The 11949-nt window shown below is 67.5% G+C and carries 6 protein-coding genes; 4 read left to right on the top strand and 2 right to left on the bottom strand.

The window, feature by feature from the left end; genetic code table 11:
* Positions 1-16: 16 nt before the first annotated feature.
* On the top strand, positions 17-1894 hold the full coding sequence (locus IEX50_RS04205; RefSeq protein ID WP_157175511.1) for a gamma-glutamyltransferase family protein: 1878 nt from the start codon (positions 17-19) through the stop codon (positions 1892-1894).
* A gap of 252 nt (positions 1895-2146) precedes the next feature.
* Here the strand turns inward: IEX50_RS04205 and IEX50_RS04210 are convergent, their stop codons facing one another.
* A complete protein-coding gene (locus IEX50_RS04210) occupies positions 2147-6061 on the bottom strand; it encodes a S8 family serine peptidase (protein ID WP_184075173.1) in 3915 nt (1304 codons plus the stop codon).
* 414 nt (positions 6062-6475) lie between these two features.
* Here IEX50_RS04210 and IEX50_RS04215 point away from each other — a divergent pair, with 414 nt between their 5' ends.
* The 3 genes from IEX50_RS04215 to IEX50_RS04225 are packed head-to-tail and all read left to right on the top strand — an operon-like array spanning position 6476 to position 10925.
* Positions 6476-7909 carry a TolC family protein gene (locus IEX50_RS04215; protein ID WP_184075171.1) on the top strand — a complete coding sequence of 478 codons (1434 nt, stop codon included), beginning with the start codon at positions 6476-6478 and terminating at the stop codon, positions 7907-7909.
* Positions 7906-9633, top strand: coding sequence for a type I secretion system permease/ATPase (locus IEX50_RS04220; protein WP_157175508.1), 1728 nt, complete (start codon positions 7906-7908; stop codon positions 9631-9633). Before IEX50_RS04215 ends, IEX50_RS04220 begins: the two co-directional genes overlap by 4 nt.
* On the top strand, positions 9630-10925 hold the full coding sequence (locus tag IEX50_RS04225; protein ID WP_157175507.1) for an HlyD family type I secretion periplasmic adaptor subunit: 1296 nt from the start codon (positions 9630-9632) through the stop codon (positions 10923-10925). The genes IEX50_RS04220 and IEX50_RS04225 overlap by 4 nt, the downstream gene beginning before the upstream one ends.
* A 159-nt stretch (positions 10926-11084) precedes the next feature.
* On the opposite strand, the gene IEX50_RS04230 is transcribed toward IEX50_RS04225, so the two are convergent.
* Positions 11085-11915: an alkaline phosphatase family protein gene (locus IEX50_RS04230; protein WP_184075169.1), complete on the bottom strand. Its 831-nt coding sequence runs from the start codon at positions 11913-11915 to the stop codon at positions 11085-11087.
* Between the last annotated feature and the right edge of the window lie 34 nt (positions 11916-11949).

Here is an 11949-nt window from a genome sequence, read left to right on the forward strand (position 1 = left end):
CCCGAGGAGCTGCCTTATGCGTCGCCGCACGTTCATCGCGTCCCTGCCCGCCGCCGCTTTGGCCTCGAACGCGGTCGCGCAGACCGGCACCACGGGCGGCGCGGCAAAGGCGGCCCCGGGTGACGGCGCCGCCCCACAACCCCCGACGGTGCAAGCACCCCTTCCGCCGGTCTGGGAACCCGGCACCGACCGCTTCATCCGGCCTGACGTCAGCGCCGGCGATCGTCCGGTCGGTGCCAGCTTCGCCTCGCGCACCGCGGTCTACGGCCTGAACGGCGCGGTCGGCACCGCCCACCCGCTCGCCACCCAAGCCGGCATCGACATCCTCCGGCGCGGTGGTTCCGCGGTCGACGCGGCGATCGCGATCAACGCCTGCCTCGGCTTCCTCGAACCCACCGCCAGCGGCATCGGCGGCGATGCCTATGCAATGATCTGGGATCCGAAGGCGAAGGCCGTCGTCGGCATCACGGGATCGGGCAACAGCCCGCGCGGGCTCAGCCTCGAAACCGTCCGCGGCCGCGCGAAGAACGGCGTCCTGCCCCCGCTCGGCGCGCTCAGCGTCTCGGTCCCCGGCGCGGTCGACGCCTGGTGGACGATGCACCAGCGTTACGGCAAGCTCCCCTGGGCCGACCTGTTCCAGCCCGCGATCGCCCATGCCGAGGCCGGCGTCCCCGTTCCCGACATGATCGCCTTCTACATCCGGCGCAGCCTCACCGCATTCCGCCGCCCCGGCAACGGGCTGGAGGAGTCCGCCAACGCGCTGCGCACCTACGGCCTCGCGGACGGCAAGGGCCCCAGGCCGGGCCAGGTGTTCCGCAACCCCGATCTGGCGCGCACCTACCGCGCGATCGCCGCGGGCGGCCGCGACGCTTTCTACCAGGGCGACGTCGCCCGCACGATCGACCGCTATTTCCAGCGGATCGGCGGTTGGCTGCGCTATGCCGATCTCGCCGCGCACCGTTCCGAATGGATCGCGCCCAACCGCACCGACTATCGCGGCACCACCGTCCACGCGCTCGGTGCCAACACGCAGGGCCTGGCCACGCTCCAGATGCTCAACATCCTCGAACGGTTCGACCTCAAGGCTGCCGGTTTCCAGTCCCCGCTCTCGATCCACCTCCAGGCGGAGGCCAAGCGGCTCGCCTACGAAGACCGCGCGCGCTTCTATGCCGATCCGCGCTTCGCCAAGATTCCCGTCGAATGGTTGATCTCCAAGGAATATGCCGCCGAACGTGCCAAGCTGATCCGCCCCGACCGCATCCTGACCCCCGTCTATCCGGGCCAGGCCCCCAGCCGCGGCGACACCACCTATTTCAGCTGCGCCGACGGCAGCGGCATGATGGTGTCGATGATCCAGTCCAACTTTCGCGGCATGGGCTCCGGCCTCGTCGCCGACGGGCTCGGCTTCATGTTCCAGGATCGCGGCCAGCTGTTCAGCCTGAAGGACGGCCACCCCAACATCTATGCGCCCGGCAAGCGCCCGTTCCAGACGATCCTCCCCGGCTTTGCCACGCGCGGCAACGCACCGTGGATGAGCTTCGGCGTGATGGGCGGCGACATGCAGCCGCAGGGCCAGACCCAGATCATCGTAAACCGCGTCGACTACGGCCTCGAAATCCAGTCGGCCGGCGACGCCCCCCGCTGGCACCACGAAGGCTCCTCCCAATCGATGGGCGAGGACGACACCGGCCTCGGCCCGACCGGTCTGCTCCGCCTCGAAAGCGGCGTTCCGCTCGCCACCCGCAGGCGCCTGGCTGAAATCGGCTGGACGATCGGCGATCCGGACGGTGGCTTCGGCCGCTACCAATGCGTCGAACACCGCATGGACGGCCCGACCCGCGTCTATGCCGGCGCCAGCGAAATGCGCGCCGACGGCTGCGCGCTCGCCTACTGACCTTTCCCAAGCCACGGCCAGCTGAACAGAACCGTCGGCGATGGCCGTCGCCATTGTTCTACCCACGTTATGAAACGGCCGCCCCCGCAATCCGTCCAGCGTCGCTATCGCCCTCGGCAAATGGCAAACTGAAACGCTGACGAACCAATCACAAAAAAGCCTGGCTCCCGTCCGACATCAGTCGAACCGGAGCCAGGCAATTGGCTCACCACTGTAAGCGGGGAACCGGCCAGGCCGGCTCCCCTGCCACGATCAGACCGCGACCACGTTCTCCATGACGCCGTAGTTCCAGGACGTCATCAGGGCCATGCCCGCCCCGGCCATATGGCTCATGTCCGCCGCGATCGGCTCCGCCGAGAAGGCGGACGGCGTGACGACCGCGAAGTCGCTCACCGGCTCCGCAACCGCGGCATCGGAACTGACGATCACATCGGACGTCGTGACCACTGCCGACCGCAGCACGAGATCGGACGTCGCGACCGCATTGGCACCGGTCACCTGGATGTTCAGGTCGACCACACCGTTGCCGCCGAGATCGACGCTGACGAACGTGTCGCTGCCGAACGTGAAGATGTTCACGCGGTCGGCGGCGCTGGTGTTGACCGTCGAAAGATCGATCTTGTCGACGCCGGTCTGGAAGTCGGTGATGACATCCGCGGTCGCGGACGGGGAGTCGCCTGCCACCGCGTAACGGAACGTGTCCGCCCCGGCGCCGCCGGTCATCCGATCGGACAACAGCCCACCCTGCAGCAGGTCATTGCCGTCGCCACCGTTCAGCGTGTCGGAACCCTGTCCACCGAACAGGCTGTCATTCCCGATCCCGCCGTCCAGCGTGTCATTGCCCTGGTTACCGTACAACGCGTCGTCGCCGTCCCCGCCGCTCAGCGTGTCCGTGCCCAACCCGCCGTTCAGCGTGTCGGTCCCGGCCCCGCCGGTCAGCGTGTTCGCCGCATCGTTACCGGTCAGGACGTCGTTGAACGCGGAGCCCGACAGATTCTCGATCGAGGTCAGCAGGTCAGGGCCACCGGCACCCGTCTGCTGCAGCCCGGCCAAGGCCAAGCTGACCGTCACGCCCCCCGTCGCGCTGGCATAGCTGGCGGTGTCGTTGCCGATCCCGCCGTCGATCGTGTCGAACCCGGACGTGAACGTCCCGGTCGGCGTGACCTCTGCCGACGTGTCGGAGATATGGAGCGTATAGGTTTCGCCCGCGACCAGACCACCTGCGCTTGGCGCGGCAAGCGTGTCGAAATCGATGACCCGGACATAATAGGTTCCGGCGGTCGCGAACGTGTAGTCGAGCCGGCTGGCGAGGCTGGAGCTGCCCGGATCGCCGAAGTCGTCATCATTCTCGGCGAGTACCGTGCCCGCGGCGTCGACGATCTGGATCACGGAGTCGAACGACACCTGATCGATGTCGAACACGACGCGTGCGCCCGCATCGACCGTAACCCCGTAATATTCCAGGCCGTTACCGGCGGCGGTCGCGTTGACCGTCGCATGAGGGATATTGCGTGCGCTTTCGATGTTGGTGTTGCTGACCAGATCGAAATTGCCGGCGGCCGAGGAGTCGAGCACCACCGCGGTCGCGATGCTGTTGTTCGTCGTCGCGGCTGGCTTCGTCACGTCGGCGCGATCGACCGTGTCGGCGAACTGGGTTTCGTTGCCGAACCCGCCGTCGATGATGTCATTACCCTCGCCACCGCTAATCGTGTCGCTGCCCGCCCCGCCGCTGATGACGTTGTTCTCGACGCTGCCGCCGATCGTATCGCCGAAGCTGGAACCAATGGCGTTCTGGAAATTGCTCAGCGTGTCGGTGCCGGCCCCGCCGATCGCAGTCCCCGTCGCCAGGTTCACCGAGACCGCAGAGGTCGCGTTGACATAGCTGGCGGTGTTCGTGCCGACACCGCCGACCATCCGGTCGTTGCCCAACCCGCCTTCGACCACGTCGTCGCCGGCGCCGCCGTTCAGGATGTCATTGCCCTGCCCGCCGTAGATCGTGTCGTTACCGCTCTCGCCGAAGACCTGATCGTCGTCCTGATTGCCGTACAGCGCATCGTTGCCCGCGCCGCCATAGACGATGTCCGCGCCGGTGCCGCCCGTGACCCGGTCGTCGCCGTCATAGCCGTACAGCGTGTCGGCCGCGACGCTGCCCGTGATCGTGTCGTTCAGGTGCGTGCCGTACAGCGTCGTCTGGCCGGGGTTGGAGATGTTGAGCGTCGTCGCGAACTGCACCGACTTGTCGGCCAGCACGAAGCCGGACCCGGTCCGCACGTCCAGACCGACATCGAACCCGACCGTCGCGCTATCGTCCATGTCGATCGACGAGTTCATCATCAGTGCCCGGACATCCGCGCCGTTGAGCAGCGGGTTGGCCTGCAGCATCAACGCCGCGACCGCCGCCGCGTCGGGGGCCGCCGCGGACGTGCCGAAGAAGTTCGGGAACGTGTCCGCATCCGCCGCCGAATCGCCGGAGAAGAATGTCGTGTTGCCACCGTCGACCGCCGTCATCGCAACCGTGCGAACCTCCGGGGCCGCAAGCCGGTTGCCAGTGTCGTCGAACAACGTCGTCTGCGTACCGCGGGAAGAGAAAGTCTCCGCGACCGGCGGGTTATAGCCATATTCCGGCGTCCGAGCGAAGGATGCCGCGCCGATCGCCATCGACCCTTCGGCCGCATGGTGGCCGTACAGCGTGCCCTCGTTGGTGTTGGACAGCGGGTTTTCCAAATTGATGTTCGCCCCGTTTCCCGATGCGATCAGCCGGATCTGACCCGGTGCCTCACCGTCATACAGGCCGACGCGGATCTGGAACGTGCCCGCGGACGGCGCGGTGTAGCGAAACACCTCGACCGGATCGCCGTCGAGATTGTTGGTCGCCGCCCGTGCGCGGACCGTCGTGCCGTCCGCGCTCGTCAGGAACACGTCAAGGTCGTTGGCCGAGCCGGGGCCACCCGCCGATGCGGCTGGCGAGTCCCACTGCAGGATGAACGTGCCGGTGGCACCCGCACCCATCGTGACGGTGATGAAGTCCTGGCCCGGTGCGAATTGCATCAGCGTGTATTCGGCGCCGAGCAGCGTCTGCGTGCCACCGGACACCCAGGCGCCCTCATAGCCTTCGCGCCCATCGTTGCCGGCGGAGCTGAAGTAAGCGACGCCGCGATCCGCGACCTCGTTTACCGCCTGCGAAATAATGCCGTTCTGGTAGGTGAGTTCGGCGAAGTAGCTGACGTCGTCGACGATGACACGGTCGCCGGCATCCGCCAGCGCGATGATGTTGTTGGCGAACGACGCCTGGCCGTTGAACGCCGTTGCGAAATCTATCGCCGCGCCCGGTGCCAGATCGTGGACGAGCTGAGCCATCGCGCGGCCCTCATCGCTGCCCGCACCCGTCAGGTCGGCCAGCACGCGCGTGTCGGTCGGCAGGTCGTTGCTGGCGATGTTGGTCGCGACGGTGTCTGTGGTGCTGCCGTTCCGGCCGAAGCTGTCGGACATCACGCCGACGCGGATGCCGGTGCCGTCAACGCCGTAGGTCGCACGCGCCGTATCGGCCGCCATTGTCGAGTCGGCCTGCGTCGTGACCAGGCCGACGCTGCTGGTGAACCCAGATTCGCGGGCGGCAAGCAGGTTCGTCGCGGTGGTCAGCGCGCCGATCTGGTCCACGGCAATGTATCCGGATGCAACCGCGCCGTAGCTGCTGCCGCCCTTCAGGCCGAGCCCCTGCAATTCAGCGAGCAACCCCGCACCGTTCCCGTCGCGCGCCGTGGTGTCGATCAGAACATATTTGCCGTCGGCGGTGATCGCGTTGGCGATCTGCTCGACGCTGCCGGTAAAGGCGGACATTGCTACGGCCTGGGACGAATTGCTGTAGTACAGCGACGCGAGCTGTTCATCCAGCATCGACAGGTCGCCTGACTTCAACGCCGTCATGGCCAATGCCGATGCGTCGTCGAAACTCAGCGCCACCGCATCGTCACCGATCACGCTTGTCGTGACATCCGGGGCGGACACGGCATTGGCCGCCGACGTCACGATGTTGACTACATCGGGGCCCGTATCGGCAGTCGCGATTTGCGACGCGTTGTAGGCCGCGGTGAAATGATCGCCCGCCATACTGGTCGCGGCATCGTTCTGGTCGATCAGCGCAGAAGTCACTGGACGATATGTTGCCATGGAGTGGGTTCCGTTCCGCAGATACAGGGGACAGGGCGTCCTCGGGGGAGAGTCGTCTTCCCCCGCCGGCCGATCTTGAGTATCGACATCAGCACATGCCGTAACGTCATGTGCTGACATCGTTAATCTTCAATTCATGAAACGTATCTGCGATATTTTTGCTTCGCAAGCCCGGTTTGTGGATTTATTATTACCAGAAAGTTAATCGCAATTTGAACGTCGCGGGGCATGGTCGCGAACTGAATTTGCACTATGCAGTCATGGTTGATGACGGTGCGGACGGGACCCGGTAAGCGGGCCTGCACGCCGTTCGGTGGGGCCGCGGACATGCGGTGGACGGTCGGTGCGGGATGGGCGAGGGCAATTGACTTGAACGTATCGAAAGTCCGTTCGGCCGGGGACGCACGGCGGCCCATGTGCGCCGCATTGCTTCTGGCGCTTGCCGGAACGGCGCTGTTACCGGACCGCGCGCTGGCCGCCGTCCCGACGCCTCCCACCCCCGCCGCCACCGATCTGCCCGCGCCGGTCGGCGATCCTATGCGGATTGATCCGGCCGCCGATCCGGTGCTGGCGCTCGGCCGCACCAACGGCAGCGAGGACGTGTTCCGCACCATGATCGGCCGCGCCGTGCGCGAGGCACCGTCATCGGCGGAGGCGACCGCCGAACGCGACGCCGCGGTGGCCGCACGCGGTCAGGCCCGTGCCGGCCTGTTCCCCTATGTCGACGTGTCGGGGACAAGTTACCGCGCCATCGCGCGCAACTTCTCGAACGACATCAACAATATCGTCGAACGCTCGCGCGCTGCGGGTCGGACCGATGCGACCGTCAACATTCAGCAGACCGTACTCGATTTCGGCGCGACCTCGATCCGCATCGCCGCCGCCGGTGCTCGCCTCCGTGCCGCGGCCGCCGGCATCGACGCATCCGCCGACCAGGTGGCGCTCGGCGCGATCGGCGCGTGGTACGACGTGTTCGTCTACCGCGCGCTCGTCCGGCTCGGCGCGGCCTTCGCCCAATCGCAGCGCGACCTGCGCGTCGCGGTGGAACAGCGCGTCAAGGAAGGCGTCTCGGCCCCCGGCGACGTCGCCCGCGTCGAAAGCTACATCGCCAGCGCCGACGTCCGGCTCGCCGGATATCGCCGGTCGCAGGCGAACGCCGAGGCGCGTTTCACCGAATTGTTACGCGAACCCCCGCCCGCCCAGCTGCCCCGCGCGCCGCTGCTCGACCGGACCGAATTGTCGCGCGACTATGTCGGCAAGGCAGCCCTCGCCACGCCCACCGTCCGGCTCGCCACGGCGCAGGCCGACGCCGCGCGGCAGGACGCCCGGGCCGCGCGTGCCGATACGCTGCCGGTCCTTACCGCCGGCGTTCAGGCCGGACGCTACGGCGTGCTGGAAAACCCGGACGACTATGACGTGCGCGGCGTCATGACGATCCGCAAGCGCTTCTTCGGCGGCGTCGATGCGCGCGCCGACCAGGTCCGCGCGCAGGCGAACGTCGCCGAGGCCCGCGCCGCCCGCGCCCGCGAGGAAGCGGCCCGCGACGCCACCATCGCCTGGTCCGACGTCCAGGCGCTCGTCGATCAGGCAAAGGCGTTCCAGGAAAGCTACATCGCCGCCCGCCGGTCGCGCGACGTGCTGTTCGAACGGTTCCGCGTCTCGCGGGGGTCGCTGTTCGATGTCCTGGGGGCGGAGGACTCGTTCTTCCTCACCGCATCCGCCTATATCCAGGGGGTCGGCGAACTCGACGCCGCCCGCTATGTCCTGCTGTCGCGCACCGGCCGGCTGCTGGACGCGCTGGCCATCCCCCCCGCCCCTACTACTCCAGGTCGAGGAACACCGCGTTGAGCGAAGAGATCGTCATTGACGCGCCAAAGCCCCGGATCGCCGCCTGGCTGACCGAGCCGATGCGCCGCAACCGCGCGACCTATCTGAAGGTCGCGGCCGCCGCGGTCATGATCAACCTGTTCGGCCTCGTCACCTCGCTCTTCGCGATGACCGTGTATGACAGCGTGCTGCCCAACAACGCGACCGCCTCGCTCGTTGGCCTGTCGATCGGGCTCGGCATCGTCGTGCTGTTCGATTTCCTGCTGAAGACGCTACGCGCGTACTTCGTCGACATCGCCGGCGCGGACATCGACCGCCGCGTCGGCACGTCGATCTTCAACCGCCTGCTGTCGATGCGCATGGACATGCGCAAGGGTTCGACCGGCTCGCTCGCCGGGCTGATGCGCGAACTGGAAACGCTGCGCGATTTCTTCGCCTCGGCCACCATGACCGCGATCGTCGACGTGCCGTTCGTGCTGCTGACGCTCGCCGTCATCGCGCTGATCGGCGGCAAGGTCGTGCTTGTCCCGCTCGCGATGGTCCCGATCGTGCTGATCGCGGGCCTGCTCACTCGCCCCGCGATGGACCGACTGTCCGCGCAATCGATGGGCGAGGGGCTGGCGAAACAATCTGTGCTGGTCGAGGCGATCGGCGGGCTGGAGACTGTGAAGTCGGTCCAGGCCGGCCCGTTACTCACCAAGCGCTGGCGCCGCGCGATGGAAAGCCACGCGGACAGTTCGCTCCGCCAGCGGCTCGTCGGCGCGATCAGCGTCAACATCGCCACGTCGGGGCAGACGATCTCCTACGCCGGCGTCGTGATCGTCGGCGTCGCGATGATCGGCGCGCAGGAACTGACGATGGGCGGGCTCATCGCCTGCTCGATGCTCGCCGGCCGCGCGGTCGCCCCGCTGGCGCAGATCGCCAGCCTCCTCTCACGCCTTACCTCCACGCAGGCCGCCTATCGCCAGCTCGACGGCATGATGCAGGCCCCGCGCGAAGGGGCGCAGTCGAACCCGCTGGTCCTTGCCAAGGTGAAGGGCGCGATCGAGTTTCGCCGCGTCACCTTCCGCTACCCCGGCGCCACCGCCAACGCGCTCGAGGATGTCAGCTTCTCGATCAAGCCGGGTGAGCGCGTCGCGATCCTCGGCCGCATCGGATCGGGCAAGTCGACCGTCGCACGGCTCATTCTCGGCCTCTATCCGCCCGCCGACGGGCTCGTGATGATGGACGGCACCGACCTGCGCCAGCTCGATATCGGCGCGATGCGCGCGCAGATGGGCGTGGCGCTTCAGGAAAGCGTGCTGCTGTCCGGCTCGGTCCGCGACAACATCACGCTCGGCCGCGACGGCGTCGACGACGAGGAAATGCTGCGCGCCGCCAACCTGACCGGCACGCACCAGTTCATGGGCCAGATCGCCAACGGCTACGACCTGCGCCTTAACGACCGCGGCGAAAGCCTGTCCGGCGGGCAGCGTCAGTCGATCGCCATCGCCCGCGCGCTCGCCGGCCGCCCGCCCGTGCTGATCTTCGATGAGCCGACCAGCGCAATGGACACACAAACGGAGAGCAGCCTCCTCGAACGGCTGCACGCCGAACTGACCGACCAGACGCTCGTCGTCATCACCCACCGCCCGTCACTGGTGAAGCTGGTGACGCGGCTGATCGTGATGGACGCCGGCAAGATCATCGCCGACGGGCCGCGCGACGAAGTCCTGAAGAAACTCCAGCCGAGGGCGGCAGCATGAGCAGTATGCATCTGGAGGATCTGGCCGACCAGGTCCGCCCCCGCGTCGTCTCCAGCGTCCTGCTCTGGACGATCCTCGCCTTCTTCGGCATCCTCATCCTCTGGGCGTGGTTCACCGTGCTCGACCGCTCGGTCAACGCGGAGGGGCGGATCGGCCCCACGTCACAGCTCCAGGTCGTCTCGAACCTCGAGGGCGGCATCGTCAGCGCGATACTCGTCCACACCGGCGAGATCGTCCGCGCGGGCGACCCGCTGATCCGGCTCGACCAGACCAGCACGACCGCCGAACTTGGCACCGGCCGAGCGACGGTCGGCGCGCTGTCCGCCAAGCTCGCCCGGCTGACTGCCGAAATGTCCGGCACCACCCCGAACTTTGGCGCGGTCCAGGGCGACAGCGGCCAGATCGCGAGCGAACGGAGCCTCTACGCGTCGCGCCAGGCTGATCTCGCGAACATGATCTCCGTCGGCCAGTCGCGTATCGTCCAGTCCGAACGCGCCGTGGCCGAGGCCCGCTCCGCGCTGGAGGCCCGCATCGCTGCCCGTGATTCGAAGCGCACCGAACTCGCGCTGATCCGCCCGCTGGTCGAACGCGGCATCGAACCGCGCATCACCCTGGTCCAGACGGAAAGCGCTGCGGCAATTGCCGCCAGCGAGGCGGCCGCCGCCTCGGCCTCGCTTGCCCGCGCGCAATCCGCGGTGGCCGAGGCCCGCGCGACGCTCAGCCAGCAACGCCAAGACTGGCGGACGCGGACCAGCGACGAACTCGCCACCGCCCGCGGCGAACTCGGCACCCGGGCCGAAACCATGCCGCTGCTCGCAGATCGCCTGGCGCGCACTGTCATCCGCGCACCGCGGGCCGGCCGCATCAACCGCGTGCTAGTCGCCACCGTCGGCGGCACCGTCCGCCCGGGTGACCCCCTCGTCGAACTCGTCCCCAGCGACGACACGCTTGTCGTCGAGGCGATGGTAAAGCCCAAGGACATCGCCTTCGTCCGCACCGGCCAGCGCGCCAAGGTCAAGATCACCGCCTATGACAGCGCGATCTACGGCTCGCTCGACGGCCGCGTCGTGACGATCTCGCCCGACGTGACGATCGACCAGCGCACCGGCGAAGGCCACTATATCGTCCGCGTCCGCACGGACCGCGACGCGTTGCGCGACAATACCGGCCGCGCGCTGCCGATTGGCCCCGGCATGATCGCCGACGTCAGCCTGCTCGGCGACAAGCGCTCGGTCCTCTCCTACCTCCTCACCCCCTTCACCCGCCTCCGCCAGAACGCGTTCACGGAGTAATAGGGCGGCGGTTCGGTCACTTACCCCGTCGCCCCGGACTTGATCCGGGGCTCGCTGCCTACCCCCACGACGGATCGGTCGGACGGACGGTCGGGACGACACGAACGGCGCCGCCCAAACACGCCAACGGAACGGTGGTCACGCTCCGACCTGAACGCCTCAGTCCGGCAGCGCCTCCACCGGCACACCCCGATACCGGATCAGCAACGGTACGGTCAGCGTTGCGGCGCATGAAATGCCATGTTCCCACAAGCCGTCCTCGCCCCACGCATCCCCGTGGTCGCCGCACAGCAGGATCGTCGCATGTGCGAACCGCGCCAGCAGCGGTGCGATCTGCCGGTCGAGATATTCGCACGCCAGCCGCTGGCGATGTGCGCAGTCCGCACGGCGATCGACGGTCTGGAACGGCACGCATGGATTGTCGGCCGCCGCCCAGTCCGCGCCCTCGAAATGATAAGGCACATGCGTCTCGCCCAGGTTCAGAAACACGAACTGGTCCGCCGCGGCCGACGCGTCGATCTGCTCTTCGATCCAGGCGACCTGCTCACCGGCATGTTGCGAAAACTGGAACGCCCCGAACCCCTGCCGCAGCGTCCCCGAAACCGCGGTCGCGGGATTGAACCAGCCCATCGCTGCCGACCCGATCGTGGCGTAGCCTGCGTTGCGGAACCCGTCCGGAATGTCCGCCCCGTCAACGGAAAAGCCTGGCTCGCTCAGTCCCGGATGCCCCGCCGCCGCCAGCCGGAACAGCCGGCCCAGCTTCGGATTGAGGAAACGCTTCTTCAGCGCCGCCACCCCCGGCGTGAATCCGACGAACATCGCCGCATGCGACCCATAGGTAAAATGCGACGGCGCCTGCGCAGCGTACAATGCGGACACAGATTTCAGTGCCGGCACCTCGGCCGCGGCAAAGCTGTCATACCGGCACGAATCGAGCGTGACGAACAACACGCTGTCATCTGAAATTGTCCGGATGGTCCTGTCCTGCACCGCGCCATTCTCCCTCACCGGGACATCAGCGCGC

The sequence above is a fragment of the Sphingomonas prati genome (genome assembly GCF_014643515.1).
GTDB classification, from domain to species: Bacteria; Pseudomonadota; Alphaproteobacteria; order Sphingomonadales; family Sphingomonadaceae; genus Sphingomonas_R; species Sphingomonas_R prati.